14 protein-coding genes, 2 tRNA genes, 3 rRNA genes and 1 pseudogene are annotated in these 20,745 nt (G+C 36.7%); 9 read left to right on the top strand and 11 right to left on the bottom strand.

Features of this window, described 5'->3' with window-relative positions:
- Positions 1-36 precede the first annotated feature (36 nt).
- Positions 37-576 (bottom strand): SRPBCC family protein, encoded by a 540-nt coding sequence (locus AC3ITQ_RS17130; protein WP_489235350.1) that lies wholly within the window; start codon positions 574-576, stop codon positions 37-39.
- A 327-nt stretch (positions 577-903) separates the two neighbouring features.
- Here AC3ITQ_RS17130 and AC3ITQ_RS17125 point away from each other — a divergent pair, with 327 nt between their 5' ends.
- Positions 904-1,287: an ankyrin repeat domain-containing protein gene (locus AC3ITQ_RS17125; RefSeq protein ID WP_489235349.1), complete on the top strand. Its 384-nt coding sequence runs from the start codon at positions 904-906 to the stop codon at positions 1,285-1,287.
- 94 nt (positions 1,288-1,381) lie between these two features.
- On the opposite strand, the gene AC3ITQ_RS17120 is transcribed toward AC3ITQ_RS17125, so the two are convergent.
- The 7 genes from AC3ITQ_RS17120 to AC3ITQ_RS17090 all read right to left on the bottom strand — a co-directional run bounded on the left by AC3ITQ_RS17120 (position 1,382) and on the right by AC3ITQ_RS17090 (position 10,832).
- Complete coding sequence (locus tag AC3ITQ_RS17120) at positions 1,382-1,984, bottom strand: DUF2238 domain-containing protein (protein ID WP_489235348.1); 603 nt, start codon at positions 1,982-1,984, stop codon at positions 1,382-1,384.
- 110 nt (positions 1,985-2,094) lie between these two features.
- Entirely contained in the window at positions 2,095-5,193 is a 3,099-nt protein-coding gene (locus AC3ITQ_RS17115; RefSeq protein ID WP_489235347.1) for an efflux RND transporter permease subunit, read from the bottom strand.
- A gap of 3 nt (positions 5,194-5,196) precedes the next feature.
- Positions 5,197-6,282: an efflux RND transporter periplasmic adaptor subunit gene (locus AC3ITQ_RS17110; protein ID WP_489235346.1), complete on the bottom strand. Its 1,086-nt coding sequence runs from the start codon at positions 6,280-6,282 to the stop codon at positions 5,197-5,199.
- A gap of 12 nt (positions 6,283-6,294) precedes the next feature.
- Positions 6,295-7,542, bottom strand: coding sequence for a TolC family protein (locus AC3ITQ_RS17105; RefSeq protein WP_489235345.1), 1,248 nt, complete (start codon positions 7,540-7,542; stop codon positions 6,295-6,297).
- A 106-nt stretch (positions 7,543-7,648) separates the two neighbouring features.
- Entirely contained in the window at positions 7,649-9,007 is a 1,359-nt protein-coding gene (locus AC3ITQ_RS17100; RefSeq protein ID WP_489235344.1) for an ATP-binding protein, read from the bottom strand.
- Positions 9,004-9,684, bottom strand: coding sequence for a response regulator transcription factor (locus AC3ITQ_RS17095; RefSeq protein ID WP_489235343.1), 681 nt, complete (start codon positions 9,682-9,684; stop codon positions 9,004-9,006). Before AC3ITQ_RS17095 ends, AC3ITQ_RS17100 begins: the two co-directional genes overlap by 4 nt.
- A gap of 59 nt (positions 9,685-9,743) precedes the next feature.
- Positions 9,744-10,832 (bottom strand): M42 family metallopeptidase, encoded by a 1,089-nt coding sequence (locus AC3ITQ_RS17090; RefSeq protein ID WP_489235342.1) that lies wholly within the window; start codon positions 10,830-10,832, stop codon positions 9,744-9,746.
- 81 nt (positions 10,833-10,913) lie between these two features.
- Here AC3ITQ_RS17090 and AC3ITQ_RS17085 point away from each other — a divergent pair, with 81 nt between their 5' ends.
- Positions 10,914-11,594, top strand: coding sequence for a DUF4294 domain-containing protein (locus AC3ITQ_RS17085; RefSeq protein ID WP_489235341.1), 681 nt, complete (start codon positions 10,914-10,916; stop codon positions 11,592-11,594).
- 185 nt (positions 11,595-11,779) lie between these two features.
- Here AC3ITQ_RS17085 and AC3ITQ_RS17080 read toward each other — a convergent pair whose 3' ends face one another.
- Positions 11,780-12,076, bottom strand: coding sequence for a hypothetical protein (locus tag AC3ITQ_RS17080; protein ID WP_489235340.1), 297 nt, complete (start codon positions 12,074-12,076; stop codon positions 11,780-11,782).
- A gap of 553 nt (positions 12,077-12,629) precedes the next feature.
- Here AC3ITQ_RS17080 and AC3ITQ_RS17075 point away from each other — a divergent pair.
- The 7 genes and pseudogenes from AC3ITQ_RS17075 to AC3ITQ_RS17045 all read left to right on the top strand — a co-directional run bounded on the left by AC3ITQ_RS17075 (position 12,630) and on the right by AC3ITQ_RS17045 (position 19,104).
- Positions 12,630-14,143: ribosomal RNA gene (locus tag AC3ITQ_RS17075) — 16S ribosomal RNA — on the top strand.
- Between the two features lie 123 nt (positions 14,144-14,266).
- Positions 14,267-14,340, top strand: a tRNA-Ile gene (locus AC3ITQ_RS17070).
- An 87-nt stretch (positions 14,341-14,427) separates the two neighbouring features.
- Positions 14,428-14,501, top strand: a tRNA-Ala gene (locus tag AC3ITQ_RS17065).
- A 136-nt stretch (positions 14,502-14,637) separates the two neighbouring features.
- Positions 14,638-17,522 (top strand): 23S ribosomal RNA (locus AC3ITQ_RS17060).
- 128 nt (positions 17,523-17,650) lie between these two features.
- Positions 17,651-17,760, top strand: a 5S ribosomal RNA gene (gene rrf / locus AC3ITQ_RS17055).
- Together the 16S, 23S and 5S rRNA genes with 2 tRNA genes alongside form the textbook arrangement of a ribosomal RNA operon.
- A 436-nt stretch (positions 17,761-18,196) precedes the next feature.
- Positions 18,197-18,653: pseudogene (locus AC3ITQ_RS17050) on the top strand (DUF1569 domain-containing protein).
- A 16-nt stretch (positions 18,654-18,669) separates the two neighbouring features.
- Positions 18,670-19,104, top strand: a complete 435-nt coding sequence (locus AC3ITQ_RS17045) for a nuclear transport factor 2 family protein (RefSeq protein WP_489235339.1) — start codon at positions 18,670-18,672, stop codon at positions 19,102-19,104.
- 7 nt (positions 19,105-19,111) lie between these two features.
- On the opposite strand, the gene AC3ITQ_RS17040 is transcribed toward AC3ITQ_RS17045, so the two are convergent.
- Together AC3ITQ_RS17040 and AC3ITQ_RS17035 are read right to left on the bottom strand one after the other, a co-directional pair.
- Complete coding sequence (locus AC3ITQ_RS17040; protein ID WP_489235338.1) at positions 19,112-19,756, bottom strand: endonuclease III domain-containing protein; 645 nt, start codon at positions 19,754-19,756, stop codon at positions 19,112-19,114.
- A 47-nt stretch (positions 19,757-19,803) separates the two neighbouring features.
- Positions 19,804-20,670 (bottom strand): alpha/beta hydrolase, encoded by an 867-nt coding sequence (locus AC3ITQ_RS17035; RefSeq protein WP_489235337.1) that lies wholly within the window; start codon positions 20,668-20,670, stop codon positions 19,804-19,806.
- Positions 20,671-20,745: the final 75 nt, after the last annotated feature.

Genomic DNA, 20,745 nt, shown 5'->3' with positions numbered 1-20,745 from the left:
CCAGATTAAATTATTTTAATCTGGGGATATTATTTTTTATTGCTCCATTTTAGTTTTCAAATTTTCAAGGCCCTTTTGTAGATCTTTGCCAATCATTTCATCCATTTTCATCATCGGCATCATGACATTCATTGGATAAGGAAAAACACCGTTGATCCCCCATTTTACTTTGGTTTGATTTCCAGCTACAGCTTCTGTAGACATAAAACCAACAGCAGTGTCATTCATTGGCTCTTTAAAACGTAATGCAAAGTCAATACGCTTTCCTTCTGCTATCTTGGTAATTTCCTGTTCTCCAACACCAACATCTTTTACATCACTTTCCCATGCTGCGATAGCACCAACAGATCCGTCCGTTCCTGTGTAAGTTGATTTCATTTTCGGATCAATATTTGCCCAGACACTAAATTCATTTTGATTTTTTAAATATCTCACATAATTAAACACACTATCAGCAGGTTTATTAATAGTAATTTCTCTTTCAACAGCATAATCTTTTGGCATAAAGTAAGCTGCTATTAATACAATTGATACAATCAGTATCAGGATTAGTAAAATTCTTTTAATGATAAGCATAAGTTGTAATTTTAAGATTGGTACTGCTTTATTTGGCTAGTTTTCAATAGTAAAGTTAAAAAAGTAAAAGGTTGGTTTTATGGTATTCTAAAATTTTTATATGATTTTTTATTTTTTTTTGATTTAAACTGTAACAAAATGAATATTTGAGCGTCTATATATGAAACGATAACTTAACATTCAGGAGAGTTTATTAGGTTTCTATTAAATGAATGTTAAGAATTAGTTAAAACAAGGTACTTGGTAATGCATAATACAAAAAATAGGATTACATTTACATAGAAATTAAAAATCATCATTAATCAATCAATTTAATAATCAATCAACATGAAAAAATCAGTAATTATTTTAGGAGTAGCTTTAATAGCTTTTGCCAATGTTTCTATGGCAGCGAATCACACATCATCAGTAGTGAATCCAAAAATTGAAGTATCACATAGTTTTTCAGCTCCATTGCATGTAGCAGTTAGTAAAGGAGATTTAGAAGTAGTGAAAAAATTTATTGCATACGGTGCAGACGTAAATGAACAATCAGAAGACATGACGCCTTTAATGATTGCAGCGCGTTATAACAAAGTTGAAATTCTTAAAGTATTGCTAGAAAACGGTGCACGTCCTGGTGATAAAAATGAGAAAAAATATACTGCTTTGAAATATGCAGAATTATCAAACGCAACAGAAGCAATTGCTATTTTAAAAGATTTAAAATAACAGTTTTGTTTTAATCTAGTTTGAGTTAGTATACAAAACGGCCTTCCTTGAGCAGAAGGCCGTTTTTATTTTTATGCCTTAAACGAAGTAGCAATTAAAAATCTATTTTCTTAATTTGCTTATCCTGAATTTTTGAAAACAGAATCAAAGCTGTAATTGCTCCAATCGTTGCAAACAGCATATCAGATTGTGTATCCCAAACATAACCTTGTGTCCCAAGAAATGAATCTCCTCCTTCGCCAGTAGCAAGCGAAACAAACCATTCTATAAATTCATAAGCGGCACTAATCGCCAGACAAATACTAACGATGATAAAGTTGAAAAAGCTTTTATTATTGATTACTTCTTTCCTAATAAATAACTCTCTGATAATCATTGCCGGAACAAATCCCTGGGCAAAATGGCCTACTTTATCATAATTATTTCGACTTTGATGAAATACTTCTTTTATATAATCAAAGAAAGGAACTTCGGCATACGTATAATGTCCTCCAACAAACAGTATAATGCAATGAATTAAAATCAAAGTATAAGTGAAATTGGTAAAACGGAATTTTTTGAAAGTGAAAGCTAAAACCAGAAACCCAATAATAGCAGGAATAACTTCAAGAAAACAAGTAAATCCTTCTTTTGGATTTATAACTGAGGCTAATAATGAAATTGAAAACAGCGTTATTAAAAAGTAGATATATTTCATAAATGATTTTATTGATGCAAGATATTAAACTAAAATGTAACGGAATCAAAAAAGCACCATTAAAAAATAATGATGCTTTTTCTTTAACCAATTAATTTATTTTTAGATCCTTATTCAATAGGAACATTTTTCTTGCGGTTGAAAACCCAAAATATAATTGGGAATACCAATAGCGTTAAAATAGTTGCTGTAATTAAACCTCCAATAATTACAATGGCCAATGGTTTTTGTGATTCAGAACCAATTCCGGTTGAAATTGCTGCAGGCATTAAACCTATCGATGCCATTAAAGCAGTCATAACTACAGCTCTTGTTCTGGCTTTTACTCCCATGAAAATGGATTCTTCGAGAGTAAATTTGGCCTTCAGATTATGATGGAATTCAGAGATCAGAATTACTCCATTCTGAATACAAATTCCCAAAAGAGCAATAAAACCAACACCAGCGGAGATTCCAAAATTCATTCCTGTAATATGCAAAGCCATAATTCCTCCAATAATCGCAAACGGAACATTCGCTAAAACAAGCAATGAATCTTTAATATTTCCGAACAAAATAAACAACAATACAAATATTCCAATTAAACTGATCGGTACAACCTGAGCCAAACGTGCACTGGCTCGAACTTGGTTTTCAAATTCTCCTGTCCATCCAGTTGTGTAACCGTTTGGCATTTTCAATTCGGCTACTTTTTTCTGTGCTTCGGCGATTGTACTTCCTAAATCACGATCACGAACTGAAAATTTAACTCCAATAAAGCGTTTTGTATTGTCTCTGTAAATGAATGCTGGACCCGTTACCGTTTTAATATCGCAGATTTCTTTCAACGGAATTTTAACTCCACTAATAGTTGGAACTTTAAGTTCAGCCAAATCTTCCTCATCTTTACGATACTCTTTAGAAAAACGAACTCTCACATCAAATTTTTTCTCGTCTTCATATTTTTGAGTCGCTGTTTTTCCTCCAAAAGCCAATTCTAAAACAGCTTGAGCATCACTCAAAGTAACGCCATAAGCGGCCATTTTTTCTCTGTCCAGAATCACACTGATTTCTGGCTGACCAACGTTTCTTAAAATTCCGGCATCTTTTATACCAGGAATATCTTTAATTTTGGCTAAAACTTCATTTGATAATTCATCCAGTTTGTCTAAATCATCTCCATAAATTTTTACGGCATTTGAAGCTTTAAACCCGGCTACAGATTCGGCTACATTATCAATAACGGGTTGCGAATAATTATAGGTAATTCCCTGGTGAACTTTCAGTTTATTATCCATTTCATTAATCAACTCATCCATATTGATGTTTCGCTTCCATTCTGATTTCGGTTTCAAATCAACCTGAAGCTGGATAAATCCAAATCCATTTGGATCTGTTCCGTCATTGCTTCGACCTGTTTGCGACAATACATTTTTTACTTCCGGAAAACTTTCCAGATCTTTTCGAATCATTGCAGCGGTCTTTACACTTTCAGGAAGCGAAGTACTCATTGGTAATTCTGCCGTCACCCATAATGCTCCTTCATTTAATTGTGGAAGGAATTCTGTTCCTAAAAAGTTAGCCGAAAAGAAAACAGCAACTAAAACTACAACAGAGGCAATCAGCGTTTTTACTTTGTGTTTAAATGTCCATGCAAATCCTTTTCCGACAATTCGATCCCAGAAATTCACGAATGGATTATTTTTCTCCTTTACATTTTTATTTAAAAGAATGTGTGACAGAACGGGAACCAAAGTCAGTGTGAAAAGTAAAGCTCCCATTAAAGCAAAACCTAAAGTGTAGGCTAGGGGCGAGAACATTTTTCCTTCTACTTTCTGGAATGAGAAAATTGGCAATAATGCAGTAATAATGATTAATTTAGAAAAGAAAATAGCTTTACCCATTTCGGTTCCGGTTTTTTTAATCAAACTTCCGTTTGCAATTTTATTATAAGCCTTCATTCCCAATTGATGCGCTCGGTGGTCCAATACCACAAACAATCCCTCGACCATAACCACCGCGCCATCAATAATAATTCCGAAATCGACTGCACCCAAACTCAGTAAGTTGGCACTCATTCCCATCATTTTCAAACATAAAAATGCAAACAATAAGGACAATGGAATAACTATGGAAACCGTAAAAGTAGTTCGCCAATCAGCCATAAAAAGAAAAACGACACACGTAACCAGAATAATTCCTTCGAACAAATTGTGCATTACCGTTTCGGTCGTAAAATTCATTAAATTATCACGATCGTAAAATGTTTCTATTTTAATGTCTTTTGGAAGAACATTATCATTTAAATCCTTGATTTTATCTTTAATTAAGGCCAATGTTTCCTGAGCGTTTTCGCCTTTACGCATCACAACAATTCCTTCAACAGCATCATCATTTTTACCAATTCCGGTTTGCCCGACTCTCGGCATGGAACTTTCATAAACCGAAGCGACATTTTTTACCAGAATAGGATTCCCTCCCGCATCATCAACAATAATATTTTCGATATCCGGAATCGATTTTAAAAGTCCGACACCGCGAACGACGAATGCCTGGCCATTTTTCTCAATAATATCTCCACCAACATTTAAGTTTCCTGCATTGACAGCATTGTAAACTTGTAGTGGAGTAATGTTGTATTTTGCTAATTTGATAGGATCAACACCAACTTCATAAGTTTTAGTTTGTCCTCCAAAAACATTTAAATCGGCAACACCAGGAACGGAACGAAGTTGTTTGTCAATTACCCAGTTTTGGTAAGTCAACAATTCTCTACTGTCTCTGCTGTTACTTTTTACAATGTATCTGAATATTTCTCCTGTTGGTCCATACGGAGGCTGAACATCGGGCTCGACATCTTCAGGCAGGGAAACATTCTTCAATAAATTATTGACTTGCTGACGCGCGAAAGTATCATCGACTCCATCATCAAAAATAATTTTGATCACAGATAATCCAAACATCGTAATACTGCGAACGCTAGTTTTTTTCTGAACCGAGTTCATCGAGATTTCAATTGGAGAAGTCACAAAACGTTCTACTTCTTCAGCACTTTTCCCATTCCATTGTGTAATGATAATAATCTGAGTATTCGTTACATCCGGAAAGGCATCAATTGGCATATTTTTAAAGGAAATAAATCCTGCTACCGCCAATAATCCCACCCAAAAAAAGGTGAATGCTTTATTCTTAAGCGAAAAAGCAATAATATTTCTGATGAATTTGTTCATGATTTATTCGTTTAAGGCGCGATAAATAAATAACTGATTGTTGGTAATGACTTTTTCGTTTTCTTTCAATCCACTTGATATGTAGGTAGTATCACCGACAACACTATAAACTTCAACTTGTCTGGTTTCAATATTGTGACGATCTTTAAAAACCATAACGAAATTTTTGCTTTTATCAAAAACAATAGCGTCACTCGGAATAGCAATCAATGATTTATCTTCTTTAAAAGACAATTTAATGTTGGCATTCATATCAGGTTTTAATAAGTAACCTGGGTTCTGTAGTTTTATACGTGCCTGCATTGCTTTTGTTTCCGGATCAATTACGTTGAAAATTTTATCTACTTTTCCTTTAAAAACTTTATCAGGATAACTTAAAGTGGTTACATCAGCATCAATTCCCAATTTTACTTTATCAATATCGGTTTCATTGATGTTGGCCATCGCCCAAACCTCACTGATTTCAGCAATATCAAAGATGTTTTCAGAACGGTCATTTCTCAAAAGCATATCCTGATTAATGCTTTTTTGAATAATAAATCCGCTAATCGGAGCCGTTACTTCATAAATAGAACCAGCTTTAATATTATAGATTTTATACGTTTCCTGAATTTTTCCTAATTGAGATTGTGCTTTAGTTACTTCAGATTTGGCCTGAAGCACATCACTCTCCGAATTTAATTTTCCATCAAATAATTCCTGAGCCACTTTGAGATTGTTTTTCGCTACTAATAAATCACTTTTGGCATCAAGAGATTGTTTCTCAAAATCGGCAATATCAGTACTTTTAATCGTAGCTAAAACTTGCCCCTTGTGTACGTAATCTCCAAGTTCTACATTTACTTTAATTACGTTTCCACCCACAAGTGGATAAACATCAATCATTTTATTGTTATCAGCGGTAATTTTTCCATAAAAGCTCAATTCGTTTTTTACAGGTTGTGTTTGTGCTACATCTGTAGTAGTCGTTTTTAGCATTGCATCACTTAATGCGAAAGAGGTATTGGTCTGTGGATTTTCAACTTCCTTTTTACAGCTTGTGAATGCGAGACTCACAATTGCTATTCCTATTATTAGTTTATGTTTCATCTTTAATTTGTTTTAGAATAAGTCTTTGTTGATCGTGCTGTTTAATTCTTCTCCGGAAAGCGCTAGTTTTTTCTTCAATTCATTAACCTGAACTGTTGCCTGATTGTAGCTTTCCATAAAATCTGTAAATTCTAATAAGCTCACATTTCGTTTTTGAAAATTGGTTAACATTCCGTTGTAAACGGCATCAAAATCTGCGTTAACAGTTGGTTTTATCACCGCGTAGTTTTTGCGTGATTCATCCCATTTATTCCATGCCGATGTGATTTCAGTTTGCAGTTGCAAATCAAAATTTTGTTTTTCAACTTTAGATTGATCTAAAATAGTTTGAGCGTATTTTATGTTTCCTTTATTTTTATTCCAAAGTGGAAGCGGAATCCCAAGTGTCAAATTAGCTTCTTTATTAAAAGCGCCACTTCGTTGATCATAATTCGCACCTACAGTAATATCAGGAACTGAAAGTGATTTTTGCCATTTTACATTGATTTCGTTGGCATCAATTTCTTTTTGTTTGGCTAAATAATCGGGACGATTTGCGATAGCTTGGTCTTCAAAAGATTTCAAATCAAAAGGGATTGTTTTTAAATATTTACTAAACTCTGAATCAGAAACATTTGGAATCACGGTTTCTTTCTCGTTCAGTAATAATTTTAAATTTGCCTGTTCTTCAATATTATCATTCACAACTTCCATACGCTCATTCTTAAAATTAAGATATAAGGATTGTAAACGAACCACATCCTTCAAAGGAACATTCCCTTTTTGGGCCTGAATAGAGTAGGAGTTGATTAAGTCTTCGATATGGGCCAATTGTTTATCCGTAGTTTCAAGACTTTTTGTATTGTAATAAACAGTGTAGAAACTTTTACGCAATTGCAGTTTTAAAGTTCGAAGTAAGTCATTAAATTGCAACTCAGCTAATTGCTCATTAGTTTGAGCCAGTTTTACTTCATTACGTTTTTTTCCACCTAAATAAATAAGCTGTTCGATACCAAATGCTTTTTGACCGTCTTTTCCAATATCGAAATATTGATTTCTTTCAGGATTATAAGCATTTAATTCTGCCGTAATGGTCGGATTATCCCAAATACGTGCCTGAATGGTCAGCGCTTTTGAGGCATCAATATTATATTGGGAGGCCAGTAAAAATAGATTGTTTTTTAAAAATTGGCTTTCACAATCTTCAAGAGTGACTGTTTTTTGAGCAAAGCCTGCCTGACTTGCCAAAATCAGAAATAGGAGTGCAATTAACTTTTTCATTGTATCGGTTTTATTTGATACAAAGATGCTATCGCAAGACTTTAAGAGACCTTAATAATGACCTTAAAAAGACCTTAAAAATGATTTAGAGTGAAATAAAATGATTTTAATGAAAAATCAATTGAAAGAGATTTGTCTTTGCTTCAGGAATACTGTACTTGATTTTAGCTTTATGTAGTACTAAAATACGATTGACAATACGCAATCCTAATCCAAAACCTGTTGTGCCTTTAGAATTGGCTCCACGCATAAACGGTTGAAAAAGATTCTTTTGCTCGTTTTCGCTTAGTGTATTTCCGGTATTTGAAATCGAAATAATAAGATGATCATTTTCAGTGTTAATTTTTACATTGGCTTGTTTGTTGTCTGAGTATATACAAGCATTTTTTAAAACATTACCTAAAGCGATTTCAAGTAAGTTTTTGTTTCCTTTAATTTCTAAAGCAGTATCCAGATTATCATCTTCTTCCATTTCAAAAAGAATTACAAAATCAGGAAAGCTTTTGTTTAAGTCTTCAATTGCCGAAAACAGAATTTCATCCATTCGGTGTACTTCATGATTTTCAAGATTCTTATTATCAATTTTAGAAAGAATCAATAGCGAATTAATAAGTTCGGTTAATTGATTGACATCAGTTAAAATTGTTTTTAAGAAAGATTTTCCTTTATCAGATGTTCCTGAATCGGTAATTGTATTTTCGATTTGAGAAGTTATTCGCGACAACGGAGTTCTAAGTTCATGTGAAGCGTGCGCCGTAAATTCTTTTTGTTTTTGATAGGAGATTTCAATTCGATCCATCATGAAATTAAATTCATTTGCAATCAAATCGATTTCGTTTTTAGTACTTTTTGATTCGATACGAGTGTCAAGATTGTTCTCGTTGATGTTGTTTATTTTTTGATGAAAAATACTAAGCGGACTCATTGCTTTTTTCACCATGAAGGAAGTCAAAACCCAACAAATACACGTAAAGAAAATATAAGAAACAATTAAAGTATATCTAAGAAAGAGTAGTTTTCGTTTACCATAATCATCTGTCGCAGATATCAGTGCATAAAAATCTTTATCTTTTGTGTCATAGAAAACACCATAAACTTCATAATCACCTTGTTGTTTAAAAAAGGTTTTATGTTTTTTAAGGTATTTTAAATCTTCAATAGACCAGTTTATTTTAGCATCGTCAATACTGCTGTAGATTAATTTGTAATGAGAATCAAAGACCAACGTTTTTTCATCATACAATTTATTGATGGAGTTTTGATCAATCATTTTCAAAAGCTGATCATCAACCTCTTTTACATTGACCAAAAGTTTAATGTTCGAAAGAGCTTTTATTTCCAGACGATCACGAAATTCCTCTTTTCTAAAATTAGAATACAAAACAAATATCACGGTAGATGCCAACCCAAATAGGATTGTAAAAAGTAGACTAACTAAAAGCGATATCCGGTTTTTTAATGTCATTCCTGAGCACTTAAATAATATCCGTAACCAATTTTGGTCCGAATCAGTTTTGTTTCGTGGTCCTTATCAATTTTCTTTCTTAAAAAATTGATATAAACCTCAATTGTATTCTGATTGGTTTCAATGTGATAGTCCCATAGTTTCTCGGCAATAAATTGTTTAGATAATACTTTTCCTTTGGCATGAGCCAGAATCAGAATCAATTTAAATTCTTTTGGTGTCAGTTTGATTTCTTCGCCTGAACGAAATACTTTCATATCATCTTCCAGAATTTCTAAATCTTCAATAACAATTTTATTTTCACTCTGCTGCGGAATATCCTTGCGTCGTAAAAGTGATGAAATACGGGCATACAATTCCTCAAAATGAAAAGGTTTAACCAAATAATCATCGGCACCATTATCAAAAGAAGCTAATTTGTCTTCAATTTCGCTAAAAGCAGTAAGCATTATAATAGGGGTCTTTTTGTCAATTTCCCTGATTCCTTTGCAAACGTCAATGCCGTTCGTTCCTGGTACATTAATATCAAGAACAATCAGATCATATTCCTGTGATAGGTATTTCTTTAATAATAAAGAACCATCATAATAAGGTACACACTCGAATTCTTTTGAAGTAAAGAATGCAGAGATTTCTTTAGATAAAGTAAAATCGTCTTCGAGTAATAGTATTTTCATGCTGTTTTTTGTGAGTCAATTCGGCTAATAATAACCGAATTGACGTTTAAATTTATTTCTTATTTGAAATAAGAGAAAGTCTCATTATTTTCAATCTTCAATAATGATTCATAAATCAATTGAATCACATTTTCAACATCTTCTCTGTGAACCATTTCAACAGTCGTGTGCATATAACGTAGAGGTAACGAAATCAATGCAGATGCTACACCACCATTGCTGTAAGCAAAAGCATCGGTATCTGTTCCGGTCGCTCTGGAAATTGCGCTACGTTGAAACGGAATTTTATTTTCCTCTGCTGTATCCACAATTAAATCACGTAATTTATTTTGAACTGCCGGAGCATAAGCGATAACCGGCCCTTTACCCATTTTAAGATCGCCTTCTACTTTTTTGTCAATCATTGGGGTAGTAGTGTCGTGACAAACGTCAGTGATGATGGCTACATTTGGTTTAATGGTTTGCGCAATCATTTCGGCACCACGTAGACCAATTTCCTCCTGAACCGAGTTGACGATGTATAATCCAAATGGAAGAGTCTTTTTATTTTCATGTAATAAACGAGCAACTTCAGCAATCATAAAACCGCCCATTCTGTTATCTATCGCACGACAAACAAATTTATTTTCGTTTAAAATCATGAATTCATCAGGATAAGTGATAACACAACCCACATGAACACCCATTTCAAGAACTTGTTCTTTGGTTTCACAACCCAAATCAATGAAAATGTTGCTCAATTTCGGGATCTCTTCTTTATCACGTAAACGTGTATGAATCGCCGGCCATCCAAAAACACCTTTAACAATTCCCTTCTTAGTATGAATATTAACTCTTTTTGATGGCGCAATCTGATGATCTGAACCACCATTACGAATTACATACAGTAAACCATCGTCAGTAATATAGTTTACATACCACGAAATTTCATCCGCATGACCTTCAATTACAACTTTAAAAGGAGCATCAGGATTAATGATTCCAACAGCTGTTCCATAAGTATCTGTAATAAAAGTGTCAACGTATGGTTTTAAATAATTCATCCAAAGTTTTTGTCCTTCACTTTCATATCCGGTAGGCGAGGCGTTATTTAGGTAGCTTTCCAGGAAAGCAATTGAGGTATCTTTTAAGATAGATTCAGTACTCATAAAAATATTTTTTTGCTAATTTATAAATTTGGTATCAGAGTTGTATATAAATATATAATTTTACATTTAAATTATGACTCAATGAGATTTACCTACATTCTTTTATTCTTTATATTGATTTCGTTTTCAAGCCATGCTCAGGTTACGCCAAAAGAAAATGAGCGAATGGGCTATATTCTAACAGAACGAGATTCTATTTTGGGCGATACCATTGAATTGCCAGAGATTATTATTACCAAAGAGAAGCTCGATCCCGAAGCTCAAAAGCAGTTCCTAATTCTTCAGAATAGAGTTTATAAAGTATATCCATACGCAAAATTAGCTGCAGATAGATTGACAGCTTTAAACCAGGGAATGGCACGTCTGAAAACCAATCGTGAAAAAAAGAAGTATTTTAAAATTGTAGAAGACTATCTTAATAATGAATTCGAAGCAAGATTAAAAAAGCTTTCGCGTAAACAAGGTCAAATTCTAGTAAAATTAGTTCACAGACAAACCGGAATCACAACTTACGAATTGATCCGAACTTTAAAGAGTGGTTTCAAAGCTTTCGTATCAAATACAACCGCCAGTTTGTTTGATATTAGTTTAAAGAAAGAATACAAGCCATATGAGGTCAATGAAGACTATTTAATAGAAACAATTCTGCAAAGAGCATTTGAATCTGGCCGATTGATAAATCAGAAAGCAGCAAATCCCTTAAATTATAATGATCTTATGAATCATTGGGAAGAAAAAGCAAAAGAGCCCAAAGATCAATAGTGATACATATATAGTATAGTAGCCCGACAGTTTATTAAAATCTGTCGGGTTGTTTTTTTTATACATATATATAAGGAGAGAAAATCTACTATAATATATAGTACAGAATATATGTGAGAGCGACTGAGCGAAGCCGAAGCCCATTTCAATTGGAATTTGGATTTTCAAGATTTGGAATTTGTTTTTTAGTAAGGAGCTATTTCCCGCTGTCCTTCCAAATCTTTTGTGCCGAACCCCGGCACAAAAGGATTTCCACTTCTATCGGGGCTAGGGGAGCTGTTTCCAGAAGAAGATAATCGTTTTCCGGAAGAAAGAAGAAGACTTCCCGCTATATTATTTTCATAAGAACCCGGGAAAACAAAGAAAAACCCAGCTTTGAGCATTTTTTCAAAAGCAGGTAAACCCAATAAAAGGGAAGAATTAAAACTTTGCGCCTTGGTGCCTTTGTGGCAAAACCACCCAAAACAGGCAAATCCAGCCAAAACCCAGAAAACGCTAAAAAAACTTTGTCTTATAAAAACCGTTATACCAGTGACTTATAAAAAAGATTGAAATTATATAATAAAAACCCTTGGAAATGTAAATAAAGGTGGTACTTTTGCACCCGCAACAGCGATAGACGTTCACTGAAATACTGACAAGCATACGAATTAATACTGAAAAAATATTTTCAAAAAAAGATTCCAAAAAGCTTGTGAGATTTGAAAACGGATGTTACATTTGCACCCCGCAAAACACGGAAAGTTCATTGATAGATTGGTAAATAAGAAGAGGAAATTGAAACGAAAATTTTTCAAAAAAAACTTCAAAAAACATTTGCCAGTTAGAAATAAGTTTTCTACTTTTGCACCCGCTTTGAGAGACAAGCAAAACAAGATTGAAAGACACGTTCGTAGACATATTGAATTGACAGCCGCTTTAACAGAGATGTTAGAGCAAAAGAATAAAGAGTAAGATAATCGAGAGATTTATAAAAGAACCGATAGAGACTGATTCGAATAATAATTAGTTCCGATTAATCGGAACAAACAATATACGATGAAGAGTTTGATCCTGGCTCAGGATGAACGCTAGCGGCAGGCTTAACACATGCAAGTCGAGGGGTATAGTTCTTCGGAACTAGAGACCGGCGCACGGGTGCGTAACGCGTATGCAATCTACCTTTTACAGAGGGATAGCCCAGAGAAATTTGGATTAATACCTCATAGTATTACGAAATGGCATCATTTTGTAATTAAAGTCACAACGGTAAAAGATGAGCATGCGTCCCATTAGCTAGTTGGTAAGGTAACGGCTTACCAAGGCTACGATGGGTAGGGGTCCTGAGAGGGAGATCCCCCACACTGGTACTGAGACACGGACCAGACTCCTACGGGAGGCAGCAGTGAGGAATATTGGACAATGGGCGCAAGCCTGATCCAGCCATGCCGCGTGCAGGATGACGGTCCTATGGATTGTAAACTGCTTTTATACGAGAAGAAACACTACTTCGTGAAGTAGCTTGACGGTATCGTAAGAATAAGGATCGGCTAACTCCGTGCCAGCAGCCGCGGTAATACGGAGGATCCAAGCGTTATCCGGAATCATTGGGTTTAAAGGGTCCGTAGGCGGTTTAATAAGTCAGTGGTGAAAGCCCATCGCTCAACGGTGGAACGGCCATTGATACTGTTAAACTTGAATTATTAGGAAGTAACTAGAATATGTAGTGTAGCGGTGAAATGCTTAGAGATTACATGGAATACCAATTGCGAAGGCAGGTTACTACTAATGGATTGACGCTGATGGACGAAAGCGTGGGTAGCGAACAGGATTAGATACCCTGGTAGTCCACGCCGTAAACGATGGATACTAGCTGTTGGAAGCAATTTCAGTGGCTAAGCGAAAGTGATAAGTATCCCACCTGGGGAGTACGTTCGCAAGAATGAAACTCAAAGGAATTGACGGGGGCCCGCACAAGCGGTGGAGCATGTGGTTTAATTCGATGATACGCGAGGAACCTTACCAAGGCTTAAATGTAGATTGACCGGTTTGGAAACAGATCTTTCGCAAGACAATTTACAAGGTGCTGCATGGTTGTCGTCAGCTCGTGCCGTGAGGTGTCAGGTTAAGTCCTATAACGAGCGCAACCCCTGTTGTTAGTTGCCAGCGAGTCATGTCGGGAACTCTAACAAGACTGCCAGTGCAAACTGTGAGGAAGGTGGGGATGACGTCAAATCATCACGGCCCTTACGCCTTGGGCTACACACGTGCTACAATGGCCGGTACAGAGAGCAGCCACTGGGCGACCAGGAGCGAATCTATAAAACCGGTCACAGTTCGGATCGGAGTCTGCAACTCGACTCCGTGAAGCTGGAATCGCTAGTAATCGGATATCAGCCATGATCCGGTGAATACGTTCCCGGGCCTTGTACACACCGCCCGTCAAGCCATGGAAGCTGGGGGTGCCTGAAGTCGGTGACCGCAAGGAGCTGCCTAGGGTAAAACTGGTAACTAGGGCTAAGTCGTAACAAGGTAGCCGTACCGGAAGGTGCGGCTGGAACACCTCCTTTCTAGAGCCCCAATTGTTAGTATTAATACACGATGGGGAAAAAAGAAGAAGCTTTATGGGTTTTTAATTTTAAGACTATTTTACTCTTGCTGTTAGTTCAAATAATAAATTTTAAGTAAAACAGAGTCTCGTAGCTCAGCTGGTTAGAGTACTACACTGATAATGTAGGGGTCGGCAGTTCGAGTCTGCCCGGGACTACTATTTAACTTAAAAAAAAGGAAATTTTAGAAGTTGAGCATTTATGAGTATTCATAACTCATAATTCATAACTCATCATTTAAAAATGGGGGATTAGCTCAGCTGGCTAGAGCGCCTGCCTTGCACGCAGGAGGTCAACGGTTCGACTCCGTTATTCTCCACTGGTTTACTGTGAAGATAGTAAATAAAAGTTCATTGACATATTGAGATAAGAAAATAATAAAAAGTAGAAAGCGTTTTTTACTATTTAAAGTAGAAAACAAAAAAAAACGGTCTTAATTAAATTTAAGATTGGTACAATAAGCAAAATAAGGGCGTATGGGGGATGCCTTGGCTCTCAGAGGCGATGAAAGGCGTGATAAGCTGCGAAAAGCTACGGGGATCGGCACACACGAATTGATCCGTAGATACCTGAATGGGGCAACCCACTATGTTGAAGACATAGTACACCGATAGGTGGGCAAACCCGCTGAACTGAAACATCTAAGTAGGCGGAGGAGAAGAAAACAAAAGTGATTCCGTAAGTAGTGGCGAGCGAACGCGGATTAGCCCAAACCAATGATGTTACGGCATTGTTGGGGTTGTAGGACCACGACATTTTATGTACAAGGAACCGGAAGTTACTGGAAAGTGACGCCATAGAGGGTGATAGCCCCGTATGGGTAACGAGTATAATAGATAGTGGTATCCTGAGTAGGGCGGGGCACGTGAAACCCTGTCTGAATTTGGCGGGACCATCCGCTAAGGCTAAATACTCCTGAGAGACCGATAGTGAACCAGTACCGTGAGGGAAAGGTGAAAAGAACCGTGAATAACGGAGTGAAATAGATCCTGAAACCATACGCTTACAAGCGGTCGGAGCCCTTTCGTGGGGTGACGGCGTGCCTTTTGCATAATGAGCCTACGAGTTAACGTTGCTGGCAAGGTTAAGTGGTTAAGCCACGGATCCGTAGCGAAAGCGAGTCTGAATAGGGCGCTTTAGTCAGTAGTGTTAGACGCGAAACCGTGTGATCTACCCATGGGCAGGATGAAGCTGTGGTAACACACAGTGGAGGTCCGAACCGGTTGACGTTGAAAAGTCTTCGGATGACCTGTGGGTAGGGGTGAAAGGCCAATCAAACTCGGAAATAGCTCGTACTCCCCGAAATGCATTTAGGTGCAGCGCTGAATTTAAGTTATATAGAGGTAGAGCTACTGATTGGATGCGGGGGCTTCACCGCCTACCAATTCCTGACAAACTCCGAATGCTATATAATGTTTCTCAGCAGTGAGGGCTTGGGTGCTAAGGTCCAAGTCCGAGAGGGAAAGAACCCAGACCATCAGCTAAGGTCCCCAAATATACGCTAAGTTGAAAGAACGAGGTTTGTCTGCCCAGACAGCTAGGATGTTGGCTTGGAAGCAGCCATTCATTTAAAGAGTGCGTAACAGCTCACTAGTCGAGCGGACGAGCATGGATAATAATCGGGCATAAGCGTATTACCGAAGCTATGGATTTACAGTTTACTGTAAGTGGTAGGGGAGCATTCCAGCAGGGTTGAAGGTGTATCGTAAGGTATGCTGGACTGGCTGGAAAAGAAAATGTAGGCATAAGTAACGATAATGCGGGCGAGAAACCCGCACACCGAAAAACTAAGGTTTCCACAGCTATGCTAATCAGCTGTGGGTTAGTCTGGTCCTAAGGCGAACCCGAAAGGGACAGTCGATGGCTAACGGGTTAATATTCCCGTACTACTAATTACTGTGATGGGGTGACGGAGTGATGAAAGCGCCGCGAACTGACGGAATAGTTCGTTGAAGTACCTACCTATAAGATCTGCAGGCAAATCCACAGATCTTGGGGAAATACGATAGTACTCGGAGTCTTCGGACAAAGAGATAGTGCGCCTAAGGGCTTCCAAGAAAAACCTCTAAACTTCAGGTAATTAGTACCAGTACCGTAAACCGACACAGGTAGTTGAGGAGAGAATCCTAAGGTGCTCGAGAGATTCATGGCTAAGGAATTAGGCAAAATAGACCCGTAACTTCGGGAGAAGGGTCGCCCTGTAGCAATACAGGGCCGCAGTGAAGAGGTCCAGGCGACTGTTTATCAAAAACACAGGGCTCTGCAAAATCGTAAGATGAAGTATAGGGCCTGACACCTGCCCGGTGCTGGAAGGTTAAGAGGAGATGTTATCTTCGGAGAAGCATTGAATTGAAGCCCCAGTAAACGGCGGCCGTAACTATAACGGTCCTAAGGTAGCGAAATTCCTTGTCGGGTAAGTTCCGACCTGCACGAATGGTGTAACGATCTGGACACTGTCTCAGCCATGAGCTCGGTGAAATTGTAGTAACGGTGAAGATGCCGTTTACCCGCAGTGGGACGAAAAGACCCTGTGCACCTTTACTATAGCTTAGTATTGACCTTGGATAAATGATGTGTAGGATAGGTTGGAGACTGTGAAGTGGCGTCGCCAGGCGTTGTGGAGTCATTGTTGAAATACAACCCTTTGTTTATCTGAGGCCTAACCCCATATTGTGGGGGACATTGCTTGGTGGGTAGTTTGACTGGGGTGGTCGCCTCCAAAAGAGTAACGGAGGCTTCTAAAGGTTCCCTCAGTACGCTTGGTAACCGTGCGTAGAGTGCAATGGCATAAGGGAGCTTGACTGAGAGACATACAGGTCGATCAGGTACGAAAGTAGAGCATAGTGATCCGGTGGTTCCGCATGGAAGGGCCATCGCTCAAAGGATAAAAGGTACGCCGGGGATAACAGGCTGATCTCCCCCAAGAGCTCATATCGACGGGGGGGTTTGGCACCTCGATGTCGGCTCGTCACATCCTGGGGCTGGAGAAGGTCCCAAGGGTTGGGCTGTTCGCCCATTAAAGTGGCACGCGAGCTGGGTTCAGAACGTCGTGAGACAGTTCGGTCTCTATCTACTGTGGGCGTTAGAAATTTGAGTGGATCTGATTCTAGTACGAGAGGACCGAATTGGACAAACCTCTAGTGTATCTGTTGTCCCGCCAGGGGCACCGCAGAGTAGCTACGTTTGGAAGGGATAAGCGCTGAAAGCATATAAGCGCGAAACCCACCACAAGATGAGATTTCTTTTAAGGATCGTGGAAGATGACCACGTTGATAGGCTATAGATGTAAAGGCAGTAATGTCATAGTCGAGTAGTACTAATAATCCGTAAGCTTATGTACACCCTTTTCTCCCGACTCCGGTCGGGAGAAGAAACTTTCTAAATCAATACTTTTTTCTTTATCTCAGTATGTTAAGATATTGTGTAATGTTGATCAGCTAAAGCTGGTTACCCATTGCAAAACGACCTTAAGGTGGTTATTGCGGCGGGGCTCACCTCTTCCCATCCCGAACAGAGTAGTTAAGCCCGCCTGCGCAGATGGTACTGCAGTTATGTGGGAGAGTATGTCGTCGCCTTTCTTTTTAAAACCCTGTTTCTAACGAAACGGGGTTTTTTGTTTTACAATACTTTATGTTTTTACCGCAAACAAAGCAAAGGTTTTTATTATCGGTGTGTACAACACACCTGTTTAAGTTCGCAAAGCTGTGTTAATAGTTTTGCGAAGTTTGTGTGTAATCCTTTGCGAGCTTTGCGGTTAAATAGCAGTTGCTGTACCTGATTTCTTCTGAAAATAAAACTATGTAGTACTCTGAATTTGAATTTGGAATTTAAAAGTTGGAATTTCTTCTGAAAACAATACTTGTGTTTATCGGGAATACAAGCGGACAGCTTGGCCCACCGAGGCGGGAAACGCGCACTCATTCACTTGCAAAAACTTCTCTTGGGTATTCTGATCTTAAATTTTATATATTTGTCTTATTATTCTAATGCCTAAAACTTCAATAAATACAAAAAATGAAAAATATTTTTCGTACAGAGGATTGTCATGAATTCGAAAACAGAATTAATCACCTTACATCGGAATCAAAAGCACTTTGGGGCAAAATGAGTGTTGATCAAATGCTGGCTCATTTCATTGCAATGTCACATATGAAATGGTATATGAAGATATTCACCCGAAACCAAATACTATTATAAAGTTTATTTTAAAAGTATTAGTTAAAAAAAAGGTAGTTAATGAAACCCCTTATCCTCGAAATAATCAGACTGCGCCACAGTTTATTATTAAGGATAACAGGAATTTTGATATAGAAAAGAGAGACTGATTTCTTATCTCAATAAAACCCAGGTTTTAGGTGAGAAAGAATTTGAAGGGAAAGAATCTCACTCTTTTGGAAAATTAAGCGCATTGGAATGGAATAATATGTTTGCTAAACATCTGAATCATCACTTAAATCAATTTGGAGTGTAAATTTAAAAAGTTAATTATGAGTAGATTAATTGTAGTGTTTTTCCTGTTTTTCGGATTATGCTCAAATGCACAACAACAGGAAGTTCAGAAGACCATAGAATACTTTTTTGAAGGATTTCATCAAAAAGATACGATTAAAATAAAGTCAGTTTGTGCTAATAAGATAATTCTTCAATCAATAAGTGAAAGTGTAACTAAGGGTAATAAGTTATCTGAGGAAACTGCAAAAGAATTTTACAAATCGATTGCTTCAATTCCGTCGACCATGAAATTTCAAGAGAAAATTTTAAGTTACACTATTCAAATTGATGGAACGATGGCGCATGTGTGGGCACCATATGAATTTTATCTAAATGATAAATTAAGTCATACCGGTGTCAATACTTTTACTTTATTTAAGGAAAAAGATTCCTGGAAAATTATTTACCTCATTGATACCAGAAGAAAATAATCTTTTATTATGCTACATAAGTTGCATAATAAAGACAGATATCTGCCAATACACATTCCTCACATTTTGGTTTTGGTCTGCAGGTTTCTCTTCCTAAAAAGGAAATTGCCATTCCGATTTCTGACCAAATTGATTTTGGCAGGACTTGCATTAGTTCTTTTTCGACCTTAATTCCGTCTTTACTTTCTTTTATTATTCCAATTCTTGGGGCAACTCTAATTACATGAAGATCAGCTATAATACCCTCTGCAGACTGATGGGTTTCTCTTAATATTACATTTGCTGATTTCCTGCCAATTCCTTTAAGGCTCGTTAATTCCTTCATATTTAAAGGAATATTTTTATCTTCTTTAAGGGTTTTTGCAATTTCTAAAATCCATTGTGTTTTTGTTGGATAGTTTCGAACTTTGCTGATATAGGGTATTAAAGCTTCAGAATCTATCTGAGATAGACTTTTCAGGGTGGGAAATTTTTCAAATAAAGATGGGGCAATTTTATTTATATTGGCATCTGAATCTTGTGCAGATAGAATTACCATCACCATTAATTGATATGTATTTTGATATTCAAGAGGATGTTTCTTTCCTTTATATTTTTCCAGAATGGGCTGAAGTTTCACTTCCCAATCTGATGTTTCTCCAAATAAATTCATGTTGTATTTCTTTAAATTTAAATAAAAAGTATATAACTCTCACAAAATTAGCTACTTTTAATGAAATTGATGATTTTATTTATGACATTTTGATTTCCTAAAATTTTTCTGTGTCCTAAACCATCAGTTAAAAATAGTAATCCCTTTTCTAAGTTTTTATGAATATGAATTCCTGCTTTTACCGAAACTTCCGGATCATCATTGTCATGAATTACTAAAACTGGAATTTGTACTTTTTGAGCTGCTTTATAAGCTGAAAAATCATCCATTTTTACCTCGTATTTATCTTCAAAATGATTGCGTAGCTGTATACTCATTTCAGGTTTTAAACCTAATTTAGAAGTAAATTCATCCAGAATATCCTGAACAATATCACCACTTCCTATTAAAATTGCTTTGTCCACTTTTAGCCCATCTTTAATAGCATTCAAAACTGACATCCCTCCCAAAGAATGACCAATTGCAATTTCGAATGGACCAAATTGCTTTTCAAGTTCTAATATAGAGTGAATGAACTCGGACATTATAGTTGTTTTTCCTTGCGACTTTCCGTGTGCTGGTGCATCAAAACTAACCGTTGAATATCCAATTTTTAGTAATGCATCTGCTATTTTGAATAATTGTGTACCTCTGCCTGACCAACCATGGACCAATAAGATTTTATGATTACTAGTTCCATATTCGTAAGTGATTATATTTTTATCAATTGTCTGAACATTGATTGTCTTTTTCACACTTTTAGAATCCATTTCAAGCTCTCGTTTGGGAACTTTATGTTTTATTGGTGTTGTAAATAGTTTTGCAGCATAAGTAGTTGCCAATTTAGTGGATATAAAAGCACATAATTTAGCAGATAAAATTATAAGCTGCGGAATTTTTAATGATTTAGTAGGATTAGTTTCCTTTTTTGCCATATTAATAAATTTTTTATGAGAGCTAAATGTTGCTTATTTTTTCCTAAATTTAGGAAACATAAATGTAGTACAATA

It is taken from the genome of Flavobacterium sp. KH_001 (assembly GCF_057840745.1).
The sequence above is the reverse complement of the archived record's forward strand: the minus strand, read 5'-3'. Positions and strand labels throughout refer to the sequence as shown.

Bases quoted from the DNA above. Each gene is read 5' to 3' on its own strand.
- AC3ITQ_RS17110 (WP_489235346.1), bottom strand. From the start codon at position 6,282: ATGAAACATAAACTAATAATAGGAATAGCAATTGTGAGTCTCGCATTC.
- AC3ITQ_RS17105 (WP_489235345.1), bottom strand. From the start codon at position 7,542: ATGAAAAAGTTAATTGCACTCCTATTTCTGATTTTGGCAAGTCAGGCA.
- AC3ITQ_RS17040 (WP_489235338.1), bottom strand. From the start codon at position 19,756: ATGAATTTATTTGGAGAAACATCAGATTGGGAAGTGAAACTTCAGCCC.
- AC3ITQ_RS17045 (WP_489235339.1), top strand. From the start codon at position 18,670: ATGAGTAGATTAATTGTAGTGTTTTTCCTGTTTTTCGGATTATGCTCA.
- AC3ITQ_RS17130 (WP_489235350.1), bottom strand. From the start codon at position 576: ATGCTTATCATTAAAAGAATTTTACTAATCCTGATACTGATTGTATCA.
- AC3ITQ_RS17090 (WP_489235342.1), bottom strand. From the start codon at position 10,832: ATGAGTACTGAATCTATCTTAAAAGATACCTCAATTGCTTTCCTGGAA.
- AC3ITQ_RS17125 (WP_489235349.1), top strand. From the start codon at position 904: ATGAAAAAATCAGTAATTATTTTAGGAGTAGCTTTAATAGCTTTTGCC.
- AC3ITQ_RS17120 (WP_489235348.1), bottom strand. From the start codon at position 1,984: ATGAAATATATCTACTTTTTAATAACGCTGTTTTCAATTTCATTATTA.
- AC3ITQ_RS17095 (WP_489235343.1), bottom strand. From the start codon at position 9,684: ATGAAAATACTATTACTCGAAGACGATTTTACTTTATCTAAAGAAATC.
- AC3ITQ_RS17100 (WP_489235344.1), bottom strand. From the start codon at position 9,007: ATGACATTAAAAAACCGGATATCGCTTTTAGTTAGTCTACTTTTTACA.
- AC3ITQ_RS17035 (WP_489235337.1), bottom strand. From the start codon at position 20,670: ATGGCAAAAAAGGAAACTAATCCTACTAAATCATTAAAAATTCCGCAG.
- AC3ITQ_RS17085 (WP_489235341.1), top strand. From the start codon at position 10,914: ATGAGATTTACCTACATTCTTTTATTCTTTATATTGATTTCGTTTTCA.
- AC3ITQ_RS17115 (WP_489235347.1), bottom strand. From the start codon at position 5,193: ATGAACAAATTCATCAGAAATATTATTGCTTTTTCGCTTAAGAATAAA.